The following is a 17,080-nucleotide window of genomic DNA, read 5'->3' as shown; positions in this document are numbered from 1 at the left end:
GGCAAAACCATGACCGAACTTGTGCTTACGCTCATCAGTGCTGCGCTGCTCACCAACTTCGTGTTGCACTGGCCGCTGGGCGTCGATCCGCTGTTGGCGGGAAGTCGCCGGCAGGTGCATGCGCTGGGGCTGGCGACGTTGTGTCTGATGTTGATCGTCGGCGTCATCGGTTACGCGATCTGGCACTTTTTACTGGTGCCGCTGCAACTTGAGGCGCTGCGCCTGTTGGTGTTTCTGCCGTTGAGCGTCTTGTTGATTGCGCCGCTGTTGAAACTGTTGGCGCGCGGGTTGCCGAATCTGCATTTCGAAGGGTTATGGCCGCTGTTGTTGGGCAATGCCGGTGTGCTTGGACTGGCCTTGATCAATGTGCAAAACGATCAAGGCCTGCTCCACGCGACAGCGCTGAGCCTCGGCGCCGGCCTGGGTTTCTGGCTGGTGCTGAGCCTGTTCTGCGATTTGCGTGAGCGCACCGCCGACAACGACATTCCCCTGCCCTTTCGTGGCTTGCCGATCGACCTGATCGGCGCCGGATTGATCGCAGTGATTTTTCTCGGATTCAGTGGACTGATCAAAACATGAGTCTGATTCAACGCATCGATGCCCTTCTGCCGCAGACCCAATGCGGCAAGTGTGGCCATCCCGGATGCAAACCCTATGCGCAAGGCATCGTTGACGGCGAGCCGATCAACAAATGCCCGCCCGGTGGCGACGAAACCATCGCAGCGTTGGCCGAGCTGTTGAAAGTGCCGGTGCTGGAGCTCGATATCAGTCGCGGTTCGGCGCCGCCGCAGGTCGCCTATATTCGCGAAGCCGAATGCATCGGCTGCACCAAGTGCATTCAGGCCTGCCCGATCGACGCCATCGTCGGCGCGGCGAAATTGATGCACACGGTGATCATCGATGAGTGCACCGGTTGCGACCTGTGCGTCGCGCCGTGCCCCGTCGATTGCATTGAAATGCATCCTTTGCCCTTGAACACATTGCCGGTGGTCGGTGGCCTGGCCCTCAGCCTTGAAGATCAGCGCGCGCGAGCAGCCAAACGCGATCACGCGCGGCTGCGATTCGAACGACGCAATGACCGACTGCTGCGCGAAGAACAGCAAAAGCAGGCCGAGCGTGAAGCCCGCGCCAAACGCACTGCGCAGCCAGAAGCGACTACAAGCGATCCGGTGCAGGCAGCGCTGGAACGCGTGCGTGCGCAAAAAGCCGCGACGGCCGATGCCGCCCTGAAGAAAGCCAAGATCGATGTGGCGATGAGCCGTGCGCAACTGCACAAATCATTGAAAGCCTTCGGCCATCCGCCGACCTTCGAGCAGCAGGCGCAACTGATCGTGCTCCAGCAACAGTTCGAAGCGGCCGAGCAGGCGTTGGCGAAACTCGAAAGCATTGCGCCACCTGCCCCGACAGTGATCGCGCCGGCGAAAGATGCCGACCTCAAACGCGCAAAAATCCAGTTGGCCATGCGCCGTGCCGAATTGAAAAAAGCGCAAACCGCCGTAGCCGCTCCTGAACAGATCAGCGCACTGGAACAAGCACTGCGCGACGCTGAGCAGGCTTTGCACGACGCCGAAGCCACAAGCGATCAGCCTTTGCCTGACTTGGTTCGAGTAGAAAAACGCCCGATCGACAGCCAGCTTCGCCAGTTGAAAACCGAATTGGCCTACGCCCGCGCCGACCTCAACAAACTCGAACGCCGCGCCGACACGCCGGGCGACATCCTCGACAAGGCCCGCGCCCGCCTGCAAGTCGCCGAGCGTCAGGTGCAAGACCATGTTGCCCCTTGAGGCCCCCGACGATCGCCTGCAACAAGCGATGAAGCTTGTGCTGCTTGCCCTGCTGCCGGGGCTGCTGGCGATGTTCTGGTGGTACGGTTGGGGCGTATTGATCAACCTGGTGCTGGCCGTTGCCACGGCTACGACCGTCGAGGTGATTGTCACTCGATTGCGCCGCCAACCCTTACAGCCGACGCTGAGTGATGGCAGCGCGATCGTCAGCGCAACATTGCTCGCCGCCGCGTTGCCGCCCTATTGCCCGTGGTGGCTGACAGCGACGGCGGTGGCTGCAGGCCTGCTGTTCGGCAAGCATTTGTACGGCGGTGTCGGCAAAAATCCGTTCAATCCGGCGATGCTTGGTTTTGCCTTGGCCATGGTGATGTTCCCGCAACCGATGACCCATTGGCCGGCGCACGGCCTGGATCTTTCGGCAGCGGTTCAACAGGTGTTCAATACCGGTCAGGCGCCGGACGCCTGGGTGCAGGCCACTGCACTGGACAGTCTGCGCATCAACAAAAGCCTGACCATGGATGAACTGTTCGCCAGTCATTCGGCGTTCGGGCATTTCGGCGGTCGTGGGGGGGAATGGGTAAACCTGGCGTTTCTCGGCGGCGGGCTGTTTTTGCTACAGCGCCGCGTGATCGCCTGGCATGCACCGGTCGGCATGCTCGCCAGTCTGTTTGTGGTCAGCCTGCTGTGCTGGAACGGTTCGGGATCGGACTCGCATGGCTCGCCGCTGTTTCATCTGCTCAGCGGTGCAACCATGCTGGGCGCCTTCTTCATCATTACCGAACCGGTCTCGGGCGCCAGAAGTGCCCTCGCCCGCCTGTTGTTTGGCGTCGGCGTCGGGCTGCTGACTTACCTGATCCGCACGTGGGGCGGCTACCCTGACGGCGTGGCGTTTGCGGTGCTGCTGATGAATCTCTGCGTACCGACGCTGGAGCGTTTTGCCGCCAGCCGCCAGCCATCGGTGCAGTCATGAATCGGGCAACCCAACTGGTCACGCTGGGGCTGCTGGCACTCGTCGGGATCAGTGCAACTTATGTTGTACAGCGCATCAATGCGCCGCAGATCAGCGCGCAACAGCGCTTGCTCGACAGCCGCAAACTGCTCGACGTCCTCCCCGCAGAAGCTTACGACAACCAACCTTTGGCGCAGCCGTTGGCGTTGGTCGACCTTGCGCTTGCCCACAGCACGCTGACCGGCGGTTATCGTGCGACCAAGACCGGGCAAGCGGTGGCCATATTGCTGCGCAGTGAAACTCAGGGCTATGCCGGCCCACTTGAACTGCTGATCGCGATTGATGCCAACGGCAAACTGCTCGGCGTGAAAACCCTCAGGCAAAGCGAGACGCCTTCATTGGGCGGGCCTATCGGCGACTGGCCCAACAGCTGGCTGCAGATGTTTTCCGGGAAAACCATTGGCGATCCGCCAGACGCAGGCTGGGCGTTGAAAAAGGATCAGGGCCAGTTCGATCAGATGTCCGGCGCCACCATCACCTCCCGCGCGGCGATCAATGCCATCCACGATGCCTTGCGCTACTTTGATCAGCATCGCGCGCAATTACTGGGGAGTGGCGCATGAACCGGTCAATGGCCCTGTCGAACTCAATGATGCTGGTGCTACTGCTGGGGGCCACGAATTCGTTGGCCGCAGCGCTGGGGACAATGCTGGTGTTTGCCGTTGTGCTTGGCGGTTTCAGTTTGTGCATGGCTCCCCTGCGTTCGCGCATGGACGGCTCAAGAACCTTGATGGCGAGTCTGTTGCTCGCGGCGACGTTAACCGGTTGCGCCGACCTCCTCGCCCAACGCTGGTTTCTGCCATGGCAGCAGGCTTTCGGCCTTTATGGCGGATTGATCGCGCTGCAATGCGTGGTGCTGGAACACAGCGGTTTCTTTCGCCAGCCGCTGGCACAGCGCTGCAGGTTTTGCGCACGGTCTGCCGGCTTGATGTTGCTGCTCGCCGTGCTGCGCGAACTCATCGGTCATGGCACTCTCGGCCGGGGATTGTCCGAACACTGGCACGGTCTGGTTTTATTCCGCGACGGGCTGCCTCTGGTAACCCTGGTACCCGGCGCATTCCTGCTGCTGGGGCTGTTGCTTGCCGCCCGGGAGGCGTGCACCCGCTCGAACTCAATTTCCAAGGAATCGCATCGCCCATGAATGCCGCAAAACGTCTTGAGATCTTTCGCAGACTGCATGAAGACAATCCCGAGCCGAAGACTGAACTGGCGTATTCCTCGCCTTTCGAATTGCTGATTGCGGTGATTCTCTCGGCGCAATCGACCGATGTCGGCGTCAACAAGGCCACGGCGAAACTGTTCCCGGTCGCCAATACACCGGCAGCGATTCATGCCTTGGGCGTCGAAGGGTTGTCCGAATACATCAAGACCATCGGCCTCTATAACAGCAAAGCGAAAAACGTCATCGAGACCTGCCGCTTGCTTGTCGAGCGCCACGGCAGTGAAGTGCCACAAACGCGCGAAGAGCTGGAAGCCTTGCCCGGCGTAGGACGCAAGACTGCCAACGTGGTGCTCAACACCGCATTTCGTCAATTGACCATGGCGGTCGACACGCACATTTTTCGCGTCAGCAACCGCACCGGCATCGCCCCTGGCAAGAACGTAGTCGAAGTTGAAAAAAAGCTGATGAAGTTTGTACCCAAGGAATTCCTGCTCGATTCCCATCACTGGCTGATTCTGCACGGACGCTACGTGTGCCTGGCGCGCAAGCCACGCTGCGGCAGCTGTCGGATCGAAGATTTGTGCGAGTACAAAGACAAAACCTCGGACGATTGACTGGCTATTAGGTTTATCGATTCGTCGATTGAAAAAATCTTTTTTACCCGCCGCTGGATTATCGATATAAGGGGCGCCAAAGGCATTATTCGCCGGGAGTCAGCTTATGAGTAGCGACAAAGAGCAACTGGATATAGATGACGATATCGCTGCAGAAACTGATGACGCCGAACCTGTGGTCGAAGTCGCCAAGACCAATCTGAGCAAGCGCCGCACTATCGATAACATGTTGGAGGAGCGCCGTTTGCAGAAGCAATTGGCCGATTACGATTTTGATGACTGATACTTGAAAGCCTCCCGAACGGAGGCTTTTTTTTGCCTGCTACCCGCTGAAATCGATCGGCCCATGATCCTGTCGTGCGGCGAAATGATCAGACGAGCCCATTACGCTGCGCCAACTCAATCAGATCCACCAGAGATCGCGCATTAAGCTTGAGCAACAAGCGCGTCTTGTAGGTGCTGACAGTCTTGTTACTCAAAAACATGCCATCGGCGATTTCCTTGTTGGTTTTACCCCGCGCCAATTGTTGCAGGACCATCATTTCTCGCCCGGAAAGGCGATCGACCATATCGGCTTCGCTGGCATTGCCCAAACTGGTACGCACTGTATGCAATGCCTGATTGGGGAAATAACTATAGCCCGACAATACCGCCTTGATCGCACTGAGCAACTCCGTCAAATCCTGCTGTTTGCAAACATAACCCGCAGCGCCCGATTGCATGCACCGCATGGAAAAGTGCCCCGGTGCCTGAGACGTCAACACCAGGACTTTCATCGGCATGGCCACTGAACTTAATCGTGCAATAACTTCCAGGCCATCAAGTTTGGGAATGCCGATGTCCAGTATCACGATGTCAGGCATTTGTTCGCGCGCCAGTTGCAACGCATCCACACCATTATCGGTTTCCGCGATGACTTCGTAGCCATGACGTTCCATCAGCATACGTACCGCAAGACGAATGACGGGGTGATCATCCACGATCAGCACTTTATTCATGGGCAGGTCCAATTTCGCTGTTCGAATTTCTAGAACCCGCACCTTAGCTCAGTCATATCGCCCGTGGCATGACGGAGTTCCCTTGCACTTGCAGCGAAAGACGTGCCCTACAGTCAATGAAGATTATTCCTACAAAAAATGCATTTGAAACGTTCAGGCAAGCGGAACTTAATGCTTGCCGGTTATTTTTCTCACCCTGTGACGTTCCTCGACATCCCGTCTGACACCCATGGAACCCTTCTCCTGCGAGCGGCCAACGGGTGCCTGTTTGCAAGCTGCAAGTCGCAAGCCGCGAAAACAACGGCGCGTCAAAAACTATGCAACAAGAAACTTCAAGACAGCAGATAGCTTTTGATACCGGCCACTGACACTAATAACATCCGTTAAACCCGGCACAAACTAACAGACAACTTAAAACAACCTGGAGCGTCACCCAATGAGAAGAAAAAACATACTGAATATAAAAAGAAAAATATCCAACCCGATGACGGTGATCGCCATATTCGCTTTTATCTCAGAGACTTCGGCTGCGGTTTCATTGCCTTTTCTGGACAATGCCGAACGGGAGATTTACATCTGGTTTCTTATCAGTTTTCCTTTTTACCTGTTACTTCTTTTCTTCATCACACTCAACTTCAACTACCGCTCTCTCTACGCCCCTTCTGACTTCGACAAGGACGACCACTTCCTGAAAGCGTTTGAGGACAACAAACCCATCGGACGCCAACGGCGCGCAGACAATTCACCCGATCCTCCCCTGGCAGGGTGCCGCGTAAACTCCCCTTGGGTCGAGTACTGTATTCAACTGTCGAAATCAACGAACACACTGTCCGTCATTGATGTGCGCCTGATGAGCACCCAGAGTGAATTCGAGCAGTTAAAGGAGGACTTTCCACTGCCCGGCAAACACTCGCCGCGCATTATTCTGTTCCTCACTGACTCGACATCAGATGGACAACTCAAGCCCGTCATACTCTGCCACATCAAACACATCAGGAAGACCGCAGGCAGCACAATCTACATGGTGTACAACGCGAGCACACAGGTGGCGACAACGCTGAGAGGACATTGACCGGCGGGTGAAAAGCTTGCAAGAAAGACACGCCAGCATTGGCGCAAGACACTGCACGAGAAAGATTCGGCAAGTGAAAGACTTTTGAACAACAACGCCCTTGCCAGAGTGACAAGGGCGTTGTTTTTATTGCGCGTCTGAAGGGATCAGAACAGCTTGCGGCCCTTGTTGGCAGCAATACGCATGCGCAGCGCGTTGAGCTTGATGAAGCCCGCCGCGTCGGCCTGGTTGTAAGCACCGCCGTCTTCTTCGAAGGTCGCGATGTTGGAATCGAACAGCGAATCGTCGGACTTGCGGCCAGTGACGATCACGTTGCCTTTGTACAACTTCAGGCGCACAACGCCGTTCACGTTGACCTGCGAAGCGTCGATCATCTGCTGCAGCATCAGACGCTCTGGGCTCCACCAGTAACCGGTGTAGATCAGGCTGGCGTATTTCGGCATCAGCTCGTCTTTGAGGTGAGCGACTTCGCGGTCCAGGGTGATCGATTCGATGGCGCGGTGAGCGCGCAGCATGATGGTGCCACCCGGGGTTTCGTAGCAGCCACGGGACTTCATGCCGACGTAACGGTTTTCAACGATGTCGAGACGGCCGATACCGTGAGCACCACCAATCTTGTTCAGCGTCGCCAGCACGGTAGCCGGGGTCATTTCGACGCCGTCCAGCGCAACGATGTCGCCGTTACGGTAAGTCAGTTCAAGGTATTGCGCTTTGTCAGGAGCGTTCTCCGGGGAGACGGTCCATTTCCACATGTCTTCTTCGTGCTCGGTCCAGGTGTCTTCCAGCACGCCGCCTTCATAGGAGATGTGCAGCAGGTTGGCGTCCATCGAGTACGGGGACTTCTTCTTGCCGTGACGCTCGATCGGGATCGCATGCTTCTCGGCGTAGTCCATCAGCTTCTCGCGGGACAGCAGGTCCCACTCGCGCCAAGGGGCAATCACTTTTACGCCCGGCTTGAGTGCGTAGGCACCCAGCTCGAAGCGCACCTGGTCGTTGCCCTTGCCGGTGGCGCCATGGGAAATGGCGTCAGCGCCGGTTTCGTTGGCGATTTCGATCAGGCGCTTGGCGATCAGCGGACGTGCGATGGAGGTACCCAGCAGGTACTCGCCTTCGTAGACGGTGTTGGCGCGGAACATCGGGAACACGAAATCACGCACGAATTCTTCGCGCAGATCGTCGATGTAGATTTCTTTGACGCCCATGGCCTGAGCCTTGGCGCGGGCCGGCTCGACCTCTTCGCCTTGACCGAGATCAGCGGTGAAGGTCACCACTTCACAGTTATAAGTATCCTGCAGCCACTTGAGGATCACCGAAGTGTCCAGGCCGCCGGAATACGCCAGAACGACCTTGTTTACGTCCGCCATGCCATCACTCCACGGGGTTCTACGGAAAGCCGAGGAGTCTACCGCCCAAACGCGATAATTTACAGAGGCGCGACAGCTTAAGACGACAAAGCGACAGAATCTGTCGAGAGCGCGACGATGACCGGCGGGTCAGGAAGTCGCTGCCGTGCTGGCTGGGGTGCTCGCTTGCGGCGCCGGAGCGGTGACCGGAGCCACGCGCGCCAGTTTGACATTGACCCGGCGGTTCTTCGCGCGATTGGCCGCATTGCTGTTCGGCACGATCGGGTATTGCTCGCCATGGAAACGCACGGTGATCTGCGATTCCTGAATGCCGTTGGCCTTGAAGAAGTCGACCACCGCCAGCGCCCGGCGGCGTGACAGTTCGCGGTTGGTCAGGCGATTGCCGCTGTTGTCGGAATGGCCATCGAGTTCGATGTGATTGACCGTCGGATCGGCCTTCATGTATTCGAGCATCACCTGCAGCTTGGCCTTCGCGGCGGCGTCCAGATCAACGCCCTCGCCAGGGAAGCCGATTTGCGACTGCTTGATCTGGTCGAAATTCTGCGGCAGCAATTTCGCCACGCAGGACTGATAGTCGTTAAACGCCTTGCTGAATTTCACCGGCAATAAACGTACTTCCGACACGCGGCCATCGCCTGAAGCACGACGCACGACCGGACTGCGACCGTCGAGCAGACCGCTGATCAGACCGCCGGCCTGGGACTGCGAACTGCTGAACAATACGTTGCCACTGCCAAGCCTGACATTGCCCAGATTGATGTCGCCACGCCCCGGCTGCCATGGCGCGGCCGCGGCCAGCAGAGTCGCCGAACCGCCGCCAAGCATGGCGTTGTAGGCATTCAGACGGAAGATCGCCTGCTCGCCCGCCTTGCGCACGAACTCACCCGAGCCGAAATCGGTGATCGGCTGGCTCAGGCGACATTCGAACTTGTCGCCGGCGACCGTCCACTCAATGTTCTCCAGACGTGTCTGGTACGTGAGCGCCATCGCGGGAAGGCTGGCAAACACACTGAGCAAGGCTAAATAACGCTGGCGCACGGGAGGCTCCATTGGCTTCTGAAACACAAAGACCGATTCACACTATGTTTACGGCATACCTACGGGATATCGGAAGCTTCCCGCAAAACTTGATAGCGAGTGCCTGCAAGAGTCTTTTCCGGTAGCATTCGCCTCAGTTTGACCCGCCTGGAATCCCCTCATGTCCGACCGCCTGACCCTGCTGCGTCCCGACGACTGGCACATTCATCTTCGCGATGGTGCCGTGTTGACCAATACCGTTGCCGATGTTGCGCGCACTTTTGGCCGCGCGATCATCATGCCCAACCTGGTACCTCCGGTGCGCAACGCCGCTGAAGCCGACGGCTATCGCCAGCGGATTCTCGCTGCCCGCCCGGCCGGCAGTCGCTTTGAGCCGCTGATGGTGCTGTACCTCACCGACCGCACCCAGCCCGAAGAAATTCGTGAAGCCAAGGCCAGCGGTTTTGTCTACGCCGCCAAGCTGTACCCGGCCGGGGCAACCACCAACTCCGATTCCGGCGTGACCAGCATCGACAAGATTCTGCCGGCGATAGAAGCCATGGCCGAAGTCGGCATGCCGCTGTTGATCCACGGTGAAGTCACCCGTGGCGACGTCGATGTGTTCGACCGCGAAAAGATTTTCATCGATGAGCACATGCGCCGCGTGGTCGAGCGTTTCCCGACGTTGAAAGTGGTGTTCGAACACATCACCACCGCCGACGCCGTGCAGTTCGTCAACGAGGCTTCGGCCAACGTTGGTGCAACCATCACCGCGCATCACCTGCTCTATAACCGCAACCACATGCTGGTGGGCGGGATTCGGCCGCACTTCTATTGCCTGCCGATCCTCAAGCGCAACACACACCAGGAAGCCCTGCTCGATGCCGCCACCAGCGGCAGCGCGAAGTTCTTCCTTGGCACCGATTCGGCGCCGCACGCCCAGCACGCCAAGGAAGCCGCTTGTGGCTGCGCCGGCTGCTACACCGCGTATGCCGCCATCGAGATGTACGCCGAAGCCTTCGAACAGCGTAATGCGCTGGACAAACTCGAAGCCTTCGCCAGCCTCAACGGCCCGCGTTTCTATGGCCTGCCGGCAAACACCGATCGCATCACCCTGGTTCGTGAAGAATGGACCGCCCCGACCAGCCTGCCGTTTGGCGAGCTGACCGTTATCCCGCTGCGCGCCGGTGAAAAACTGCGCTGGCGCCTGCTGGAGGAACACGCGTGAGTGAAGACCATTTCGACGACGAACTGGACGGTCAAAGTGGTGGTGGCGGTTCCCGTCACCCAATGGCAGCACGCTTTCGCGGCTATCTGCCGGTAGTCGTCGACGTAGAAACCGGTGGCTTCAACTCGGCCACCGATGCGTTGCTGGAGATTGCTGCGACCACCATCGCCATGGATGAAAAGGGTTTCGTATACCCCGACCACACCTACTTCTTCCGCGTTGAGCCGTTCGAAGGCGCCAACATCGAAGCAGCAGCGCTGGAGTTCACCGGGATCAAGCTCGATCACCCACTGCGCATGGCCGTCAGCGAAGAAACCGCGCTGACCGACATCTTCCGTGGCATTCGCAAAGCGCTGAAGGCCAACGGCTGCAAGCGCGCGATTCTGGTCGGCCACAACAGCAGCTTCGACCTCGGCTTCCTTAACGCTGCGGTCGCGCGTCTGGACATGAAACGCAACCCGTTCCACCCATTCTCCAGCTTCGACACCGCGACACTGGCCGGTCTGGCCTACGGTCAAACCGTACTGGCGAAAGCCTGTCAGGCCGCCGACATCGACTTCGACGGCCGTGAGGCGCACTCCGCGCGTTACGACACCGAGAAAACCGCTGAGCTGTTCTGTGGCATCGTCAACCGCTGGAAACAGATGGGCGGCTGGGAAGATTTCGACGACTGATCCTCGTTGAGTAAATCCCGCGCATAAAAAAACCGGCCACTTGGGCCGGTTTTTTATTAATGCTTATACAGCCTGAATTCTCGATCAATCCACACGACATAAAAAATCCGATGTTTTTGTAACCCACCATCGCTACACGCTCGAAAGCCCGAAACACCAACAATCTGACATCACCTGTTAAAAAAGCAGGTATCCCCACTTTCAGGCTGTTTCTCTCAATTGTTTCACACCCATACCGATGCCTGTGCTCCTTGCGCAATTCTCTCCAAGGCATCTTTCCCAGGATCCTGAGACGCTCAAGCATTTTCGACCGTTCGACGGCCTCGCAATCTTGAATGCACCAGCCATTCTGCAAATACTCAAATGAGAAAACCGGAGGTCGCGCTTCCGATGAGTCCATTTCGATTGTGGACGTCCGTGCCGTTACTATCACCGCCGCATCGCGTTCCCTGCGTTTGAACTTGGCCATTTTTCAGTTCACCAAATGCTCCCGAAAATACTCCTGCATCTCGCAGGCGGGAATTTCTCGGCTGAACTCCCCTTCTTTGAAGTTTTTACGCCATGGGGCCTCTTCATGCGTCAACTGGCGCAGTTTCCACGCCGAGAATTGGCCATAAACGTCGAACACTTCGTTGAGCAGAGTTTGTTGTTTGCTACTGAAAACATCGGGATTGAAATCACTTGGAGGAGGAATGGCACTCGATCCAAATTGGCTGAATCTTCGATACAGATCCGGAACCACTGGCCCATGCATCCACGCTTCCAACTTTTCAGGGAAGAGAGCCTCGCCATGGACTGCCAGACTGAACCCTTGCGCGTAATAAACCATTTTTTGAATCTTGAGATTGGAGATCTCGCCCTCATGCCCTTCCAGGCAGAGGAAATAATCCGCAACGTCCAAGCTACTCGGCATTTGAATCCCCTTCCGCATCATGCAATCCATTGCACCGTCCTTACTGTACTGAGGCGCGATTCAGGCCAAGGCAATCGCCCTCTTCACCCGTTATCGCTCGACCATCACCCTATCCAACCACTGTTCAGTCATCCAGTATTTTTTCCCGGGCATTTGAAACAAATAATGCCGAGAGATTGCTGCTCACAATCCCGCGCATAAAAAAACCGGCCACTTGGGCCGGTTTTTTTGTACCTCGACGTTACGCCTTACAGGGCAGCAGCGTTCTCGGTCAGGTATGCCGCAACGCCTTCTGGCGAAGCGTTCATGCCTTTGTCGCCTTTTTTCCAGTTGGCAGGGCAAACTTCGCCGTGCTCTTCGTGGAATTGCAGAGCGTCGACCAGACGGATCAGCTCTTCCATGTTACGGCCCAGCGGCAGGTCGTTGATGATCTGCGAGCGGACAACGCCTTTGTCGTCGATCAGGAACGCGCCACGGAACGCTACGCCGCCTTCGGATTCAACGTCGTAAGCCTTGGCGATGTCGTGCTTCATGTCGGCAGCCATGGTGTATTTCACCTGGCCGATGCCGCCATTGTTCACTGGAGTGTTGCGCCATGCGTTGTGAGTGAAGTGCGAGTCGATCGACACAGCGATCACTTCAACGTTGCGGGCCTTGAAGTCAGCCATGCGGTTGTCCAGAGCGATCAGCTCGGACGGGCAGACGAAGGTGAAGTCCAGTGGGTAGAAGAACACCAGGCCGTATTTGCCTTTGATGGCCGAGGACAGGGTGAAGCTGTCAACGATCTCGCCATTGCCGAGTACGGCCGGGACGGTGAAGTCAGGGGCTTGTTTGCCTACGAGTACGCTCATTGATATCTCCTGGTGTAAAAACTTGAAGTTCAGGGTTTGCGCCAGCCTGCCATCCTCGGACGACAGCCCTGTGACACGAACCCCCTTCGCAAGGGCCGACCATCATACACTGCGAATTTGGCCTGTCCTTAACGGTTTTTCAAAGCGGGCGCAGAACGGCGCTGCATTTACGGGGCCAGGCAAATCGCCAGCAAATGCCGTTCGTCAGTCACAGCTGTCAATCTGCTGAAGCGCCCGGAAAGCACTTTGACAATCATTCTCGTTAACATTAAGATCCATCGCAATTGAGTCACAACCAGCGACGGTTCTCACTTATGTATGTTTGTCTCTGCACTGGCGTCACCGACGGACAGATCCGCGAAGCGATCTATGAAGGTTGCTGCAGCTATAAAGAAGTTCGCCAGGCCACCGGCGTCGCCAGCCAATGCGGCAAATGTGCCTGCCTTGCCAAGGAAGTGGTCCGCGAAACCCTGACCAAGCTGCAAACCGCTCAGGCTGCGATCCCCTATCCGGTAGAATTTACTGCTGCGTAATAACACCCCTTTCAAAGAACCGGACTTATGTCCGGTTTTTTTATGCCTGTAAATCAACTGCTTAGGCTCTAGACGCGGAACACAAACATTCTTATTCCGATTAATTTTCATATATTATTCAATAACTTAGGTTTGACACTTATAAGTACGAAGCTCAAACTCTGCCGTATATACAACGAATACAGGGCAGGACTCCGATCATGAAAGGCGACATCACAGTCATCCAGCATCTCAACAAGATCCTTGCCAATGAGCTGGTCGCGATCAATCAGTACTTCCTGCATGCACGCATGTACGAAGATTGGGGTCTGAACAAGCTCGGCAAACACGAATACAAAGAATCCATCGACGAGATGAAACACGCGGACAAGCTGATCAAGCGCATCCTGTTCCTTGAAGGCCTGCCAAACGTGCAGGACTTGGGCAAGCTGCACATCGGCGAGCACACCAAGGAAATGCTGGAGTGCGATCTGCGTATCGAGAAGACCGGCCACGCTGACCTGAAAACCGCGATCGCGCATTGCGAAACCGTCGGTGACTTCGGTAGCCGTGAACTGCTGGAAGACATTCTCGAATCCGAAGAAGAACATATCGACTGGCTGGAAACCCAACTGGGCCTGATCGATAAGGTCGGTCTTGAGAACTATCTGCAATCGCAGATGGGCGAAGAGTAGGAGCTGCCGCAGGCTGCGATCTTTTCAGATTGCACCGGTAACTTGCAGTAACGTTTCGGACGCACTAAAAAGCCCCGCCCTCTTTCGAGGTGCGGGGCTTTTTATTGGCTGAAGATCAAAAGATCGCAGCCTCGTTTCACTCGACAGCTCCTACACAAGCAGAAGGTGTCGGGTGAAACCCAGCCTTATCAGGCTTCGGACTTGTTCGCCGCTGCCGCTTCAACAGCCGACTTGATGGTGCTTTGCAGCGAACCGTCTGCAGCCATCTCGGTCATGATGTCGCTACCGCCGACCAGCTCACCACCAACCCACAATTGCGGGAAAGTCGGCCAGTTGGCGTACTTAGGCAGGTTGGCGCGGATTTCCGGGTTCTGCAGGATGTCCACGTACGCAAACTTTTCGCCACACGCCATGACAGCCTGCGCAGCTTTCGCGGAGAAGCCACACTGTGGGGCATTCGGCGAGCCTTTCATGTAAAGCAGAATGGTGTTGTTGGCAATCTGCTCTTTAATCGTTTCGATGATATCCATGGAGCACCTCGGCTGAACTTTCCGACTCATGGGTCGGCACGGTGACGCATTGTAACGGAATCCCGAGCGCCATGCTCGGTCTCCCCGACGGTCACGTTCAAGCCGCCGCCACCGTCACCGGCACGCCGTTCAGCGCAGCATTGCCGGACAACTCGTCGAGCTGACACTCATCGGTCAGGTCATTGGCGCTCGAACCCGGCTGACTACTGGCAATCGCCATCTGCACGCCCGGACGTGCATGGCCCCAACCGTGCGGCAGGCTGACCACGCCTTTCATCATGTCCAGACTGCCGAGCACTTCCACTTCAATCTGCCCGACCCGCGAACTGACGCGCACCAACTGACCATCGTTGAGCCCACGACTGGCGAGATCGTCCGGATGCATCAGCAACTGATGACGCGGCTTGCCCTTCACCAGGCGGTGATAGTTGTGCATCCACGAGTTGTTGCTGCGCACATGGCGGCGGCCAATCATCAACAGCTCATCGGCGGCCGGCGCCTGTAAAGCAGCAAAACGTGCGAGGTCGGCAAGAATCTCCGGCGGAGCGGCCTGCACCCGCTGATTCGGCGTTTTCAGACGCGACGTCAGATTCGCTTTCAGCGCCCCCAAATCAATCCCGTGAGGATGATCAAACAGCGTCGCCAGCGAAAGTTTTTGCTCGCTGGCGTCACCGTACATGCCCATGCGCAGGCCCATGTCGATCATCTTCGCCGGCGGCATCGTCGGTTTCAGTTCCTTGCCGGTTTTCTCGGCAAACGCCTTGGCCAGGCCAACGAAGATCTCCCAGTCATGCAGCGCGCCTTCGGGCTTGGCGAGGATCGCACGGTTGAAGCGAGTCACGTTGCGCACCGCAAACAGGTTGAACGTGGTGTCGTAGTGGTCATTCTCCAGCGCCGAGGTCGACGGCAGGATCAGGTCGGCGTAACGCGTGGTTTCGTTGATGTACAGATCGATGCTGAGCATGAACTCCAACCCGTCCAGCGCCTGTTCCAGCTGGCGTCCGTTCGGCGTCGACAACACCGGATTACCCGCCACAGTGATCAGCGCGCGGATCTGCCCCTCGCCCTCGGTGAGCATTTCTTCGGCCAGCGCCGAGACCGGTAACTCGCCGCCGTATTCGGGACGCCCGGAAACCCGGCTCTGCCACTGGTTGAAATGCCCGCCCGAAGTTGACGCCACCAAGTCCACGGCGGGTTCGGTGCACAGCGCACCGCCAACCCGGTCGAGGTTGCCGGTGACCAAGTTGATCAACTGCACCACCCAGTGACACAGCGTGCCAAAGGCCTGGGTTGAAACGCCCATGCGCCCATAGCAAACCGCACTCGGCGCCGCAGCAAAATCCCGCGCCAGTTGGCGGATCTGCTCGGCAGGTACGGCGCACAATGGGCTCATTGCCTCGGCGGTGAACGTCTGCACCGCAGCGCGCACGTCGTCCAGCCCATCAACCGGCAAATGGCTGTCACGAGTCAGGCGTTCTTCAAACAGTGTATTGAGCACGCCAAACAACAACGCCGCATCACCGCCCGGGCGCACGAACAAATGCTGATCGGCCATCGCCGCCGTTTCGCTGCGCCGTGGATCGACCACAACGACTTTACCGCCCCGCGCCTGGATTGCCTTTAAACGTTTCTCAACATCTGGCACGGTCATGATGCTGCCGTTGGACGCCAACGGGTTACCGCCGAGGATCAGCATGAAATCGGTGTGATCGATGTCCGGAATCGGCAGCAGCAGCCCGTGGCCGTACATCAGATAGCTGCTCAGGTGATGCGGTAACTGATCGACCGACGTCGCCGAGTAGCGATTGCGCGTTTTCAGCAATCCCAGGAAATAATTGCTGTGGGTCATCAGCCCGTAGTTGTGCACGCTCGGATTGCCTTGATAAACCGCCACCGCGTTCTGGCCGTGACGCTCTTGAATCGCCGCCAGTTTCTCGGCCACCAGCGCAAAGGCCTCGCCCCACTCAATCGGCAGCCATTCGCTACCCACGCGACGCATCGGCTGACGCAGGCGATCCGGATCGCTCTGAATATCTTGCAGGGCCACAGCTTTGGGGCAGATGTGGCCACGGCTGAAAGTGTCCAGCGCATCGCCCTTGATCGAGGTGATCGCGACGTTGCCATCGGTTTCAGTGGTTTCGATGGTCAGGCCGCAAATGGCCTCACACAGGTGGCAGGCACGGTGATGGAGAGTCTTGGTCATGGCCAGTCTCTGTCTTGTTCTGGGCGGGCAATTACGCCTGCGGGAACAAAACTATGGCCCTCGCACCGATCAGGCGCCAGCGACGTTCGTCTTGTGAATCGACGGTTATCAGGTGCGCCGATAGACCGCCGCGCTCAACTGGAGGGCAATTGGGGCGGCGCGGCCAGCTGGATTTCCTGGATGGTTTCGATCTGCTCGTGGGCGACGTGGACGCCAGTGAGTTCACCGATCAACCGCCAATGCTCGTCGAGCCCGGCGCTGATGGTGGCCATGCGATCAATCATGTGGCGACCGGCGGATTTGACCACTTCGTCTTCGCTGCGCAGCAGTTCGAAAGACATTGAAGTGACCGACGCGGTGAGATGGGTCAGTGAGCGTGCCGTGTGGCCCAGCAATTCCATTAACAGTTTTTCTTTCGATTCCATGCGGAGGCTTCCTGCGTCGCTCGAAAGTT

The 17,080-nt window shown here is 57.5% G+C and carries 21 protein-coding genes; 12 read left to right on the top strand and 9 right to left on the bottom strand.

All coding sequences use genetic code 11. The features are described from left to right. The first annotated feature begins 9 nt into the window (after positions 1-9). From ACQ4MY_RS07120 to ACQ4MY_RS07090, 7 genes are all read left to right on the top strand, one after another. Entirely contained in the window at positions 10-579 is a 570-nt protein-coding gene (locus tag ACQ4MY_RS07120; RefSeq protein WP_440094541.1) for an electron transport complex protein RnfA, read from the top strand. Next, positions 576-1,784: an electron transport complex subunit RsxB gene (rsxB, locus tag ACQ4MY_RS07115; protein ID WP_440094540.1), complete on the top strand. Its 1,209-nt coding sequence runs from the start codon at positions 576-578 to the stop codon at positions 1,782-1,784. The genes ACQ4MY_RS07120 and rsxB overlap by 4 nt, the downstream gene beginning before the upstream one ends. After that, positions 1,771-2,754: an RnfABCDGE type electron transport complex subunit D gene (locus ACQ4MY_RS07110; RefSeq protein ID WP_440094538.1), complete on the top strand. Its 984-nt coding sequence runs from the start codon at positions 1,771-1,773 to the stop codon at positions 2,752-2,754. Before rsxB ends, ACQ4MY_RS07110 begins: the two co-directional genes overlap by 14 nt. Then, complete coding sequence (locus tag ACQ4MY_RS07105) at positions 2,751-3,356, top strand: RnfABCDGE type electron transport complex subunit G (RefSeq protein WP_440094536.1); 606 nt, start codon at positions 2,751-2,753, stop codon at positions 3,354-3,356. The genes ACQ4MY_RS07110 and ACQ4MY_RS07105 overlap by 4 nt, the downstream gene beginning before the upstream one ends. Continuing rightward, complete coding sequence (locus ACQ4MY_RS07100) at positions 3,353-3,934, top strand: Rnf-Nqr domain containing protein (protein ID WP_440094534.1); 582 nt, start codon at positions 3,353-3,355, stop codon at positions 3,932-3,934. Before ACQ4MY_RS07105 ends, ACQ4MY_RS07100 begins: the two co-directional genes overlap by 4 nt. Then, complete coding sequence (gene nth / locus ACQ4MY_RS07095) at positions 3,931-4,569, top strand: endonuclease III (RefSeq protein WP_008079405.1); 639 nt, start codon at positions 3,931-3,933, stop codon at positions 4,567-4,569. The genes ACQ4MY_RS07100 and nth overlap by 4 nt, the downstream gene beginning before the upstream one ends. Before the next feature lie 106 nt (positions 4,570-4,675). Next, complete coding sequence (locus ACQ4MY_RS07090) at positions 4,676-4,852, top strand: PA3496 family putative envelope integrity protein (protein WP_008079412.1); 177 nt, start codon at positions 4,676-4,678, stop codon at positions 4,850-4,852. A gap of 88 nt (positions 4,853-4,940) precedes the next feature. Here the strand turns inward: ACQ4MY_RS07090 and ACQ4MY_RS07085 are convergent, their stop codons facing one another. Continuing rightward, positions 4,941-5,567, bottom strand: coding sequence for a response regulator transcription factor (locus ACQ4MY_RS07085; RefSeq protein ID WP_053123410.1), 627 nt, complete (start codon positions 5,565-5,567; stop codon positions 4,941-4,943). 436 nt (positions 5,568-6,003) lie between these two features. On the opposite strand from ACQ4MY_RS07085, the gene ACQ4MY_RS07080 reads away from it, so the two are divergent. Then, complete coding sequence (locus ACQ4MY_RS07080) at positions 6,004-6,639, top strand: hypothetical protein (protein WP_008079415.1); 636 nt, start codon at positions 6,004-6,006, stop codon at positions 6,637-6,639. A gap of 146 nt (positions 6,640-6,785) precedes the next feature. Here the strand turns inward: ACQ4MY_RS07080 and ACQ4MY_RS07075 are convergent, their stop codons facing one another. Further along, on the bottom strand, positions 6,786-8,003 hold the full coding sequence (locus ACQ4MY_RS07075; protein ID WP_007916658.1) for an argininosuccinate synthase: 1,218 nt from the start codon (positions 8,001-8,003) through the stop codon (positions 6,786-6,788). 129 nt (positions 8,004-8,132) lie between these two features. Further along, positions 8,133-9,041: a flagellar protein MotY gene (locus ACQ4MY_RS07070; protein ID WP_008079417.1), complete on the bottom strand. Its 909-nt coding sequence runs from the start codon at positions 9,039-9,041 to the stop codon at positions 8,133-8,135. Between the two features lie 160 nt (positions 9,042-9,201). On the opposite strand from ACQ4MY_RS07070, the gene pyrC reads away from it, so the two are divergent. Both pyrC and rnt read left to right on the top strand, forming a co-directional pair. Further along, positions 9,202-10,248: a dihydroorotase gene (gene pyrC / locus ACQ4MY_RS07065; protein ID WP_008079419.1), complete on the top strand. Its 1,047-nt coding sequence runs from the start codon at positions 9,202-9,204 to the stop codon at positions 10,246-10,248. After that, the gene (gene rnt / locus ACQ4MY_RS07060) at positions 10,245-10,922 is read left to right on the top strand and encodes a ribonuclease T (RefSeq protein WP_007916667.1); all 678 of its coding nucleotides are present in this window, start codon (positions 10,245-10,247) and stop codon (positions 10,920-10,922) included. The genes pyrC and rnt overlap by 4 nt, the downstream gene beginning before the upstream one ends. Here rnt and ACQ4MY_RS07055 read toward each other — a convergent pair. The 3 genes from ACQ4MY_RS07055 to ACQ4MY_RS07045 form a co-directional block, all read right to left on the bottom strand. Then, positions 10,876-11,391 (bottom strand): hypothetical protein, encoded by a 516-nt coding sequence (locus tag ACQ4MY_RS07055; RefSeq protein ID WP_440094530.1) that lies wholly within the window; start codon positions 11,389-11,391, stop codon positions 10,876-10,878. The genes rnt and ACQ4MY_RS07055 overlap by 47 nt on opposite strands. 3 nt (positions 11,392-11,394) lie before the next feature. After that, on the bottom strand, positions 11,395-11,865 hold the full coding sequence (locus ACQ4MY_RS07050) for a Panacea domain-containing protein (protein WP_008079423.1): 471 nt from the start codon (positions 11,863-11,865) through the stop codon (positions 11,395-11,397). A gap of 218 nt (positions 11,866-12,083) precedes the next feature. Then, positions 12,084-12,686 (bottom strand): peroxiredoxin, encoded by a 603-nt coding sequence (locus tag ACQ4MY_RS07045; RefSeq protein WP_003227723.1) that lies wholly within the window; start codon positions 12,684-12,686, stop codon positions 12,084-12,086. Between the two features lie 314 nt (positions 12,687-13,000). Here ACQ4MY_RS07045 and ACQ4MY_RS07040 point away from each other — a divergent pair, with 314 nt between their 5' ends. Together ACQ4MY_RS07040 and bfr are read left to right on the top strand one after the other, a co-directional pair. Continuing rightward, positions 13,001-13,219, top strand: coding sequence for a bacterioferritin-associated ferredoxin (locus tag ACQ4MY_RS07040; RefSeq protein ID WP_003227725.1), 219 nt, complete (start codon positions 13,001-13,003; stop codon positions 13,217-13,219). Positions 13,220-13,419: 200 nt separating this feature from the next. After that, positions 13,420-13,893: a bacterioferritin gene (bfr, locus tag ACQ4MY_RS07035; RefSeq protein ID WP_007916671.1), complete on the top strand. Its 474-nt coding sequence runs from the start codon at positions 13,420-13,422 to the stop codon at positions 13,891-13,893. A 188-nt stretch (positions 13,894-14,081) separates the two neighbouring features. Here bfr and grxD read toward each other — a convergent pair whose 3' ends face one another. The 3 genes from grxD to ACQ4MY_RS07020 form a co-directional block, all read right to left on the bottom strand. Next, the gene (grxD, locus tag ACQ4MY_RS07030; protein WP_008079424.1) at positions 14,082-14,423 is read right to left on the bottom strand and encodes a Grx4 family monothiol glutaredoxin; all 342 of its coding nucleotides are present in this window, start codon (positions 14,421-14,423) and stop codon (positions 14,082-14,084) included. Positions 14,424-14,520: 97 nt separating this feature from the next. After that, positions 14,521-16,626 carry a molybdopterin oxidoreductase family protein gene (locus tag ACQ4MY_RS07025; protein ID WP_440094527.1) on the bottom strand — a complete coding sequence of 702 codons (2,106 nt, stop codon included), beginning with the start codon at positions 16,624-16,626 and terminating at the stop codon, positions 14,521-14,523. Between the two features lie 134 nt (positions 16,627-16,760). Next, positions 16,761-17,051 (bottom strand): hypothetical protein, encoded by a 291-nt coding sequence (locus ACQ4MY_RS07020; protein ID WP_007916677.1) that lies wholly within the window; start codon positions 17,049-17,051, stop codon positions 16,761-16,763. Positions 17,052-17,080 lie beyond the last annotated feature (29 nt).

This window comes from Pseudomonas sp. SM4 (assembly GCF_051913165.1).
Taxonomy (GTDB): Bacteria; Pseudomonadota; Gammaproteobacteria; order Pseudomonadales; family Pseudomonadaceae; genus Aquipseudomonas.
The sequence above is the reverse complement of the archived record's forward strand: the minus strand, read 5'-3'. Positions and strand labels throughout refer to the sequence as shown.